Annotated in this window: 1 protein-coding gene; it reads right to left on the bottom strand. The window is 54.8% G+C overall.

Annotated features, from left to right (window positions below; all coding sequences use genetic code 11):
• The coding region (locus tag EN893_RS37600) for an FAD-dependent oxidoreductase (protein ID WP_245490997.1) at positions 1 to 212 on the bottom strand (212 nt) is incomplete at its 3' end.
• Positions 213 to 447: the final 235 nt, after the last annotated feature.

Raw genomic sequence — 447 nt, 5'->3', positions numbered from 1 at the left:
GTGTAAAAGGCCTCGCCGCGCAAGGGTTGCGGCTTGGCCTCGGCATCCTTGATGAAAGTCTTCGACAGCGGCGGCTTGTGATAGGGAAGTTCGTCCTCATCCCCAACGAGGATCACCGGCCCGTCATAGCCGTCTTCGCGCAGACTGGCGGCCGCTTGCACGCCCGCATGACCCGCGCCGACAATGACCACACCGTTCTTCATCGCATCCAATCCTGATTCTACCCTAGGATGTTTCGCCAGATGGCAATTGTCTGGCACCGCTGCAAGCGAGCTTTTGCGGGTCGCATCCGGGATGGCGGCTGTCAATCGCACAGTTCAGCGGCAAGACCGGTGCAGGAAAATGCATAAAGTTGAGAGTCGTAGTTTAGAATAATTCTAAACTGTTGTTTCAATTGACTTTTCTTGCGGATTGTCATTGACATCCGACGATGTCGCAGCTTTATGG

The organism is Mesorhizobium sp. M7A.F.Ca.CA.004.04.2.1, from assembly GCF_004022825.1.
Classification (GTDB): Bacteria; Pseudomonadota; Alphaproteobacteria; order Rhizobiales; family Rhizobiaceae; genus Mesorhizobium.
Note: the sequence above shows the minus strand (reverse complement) of the source record. Positions and strands in the feature narration are given on the sequence as shown.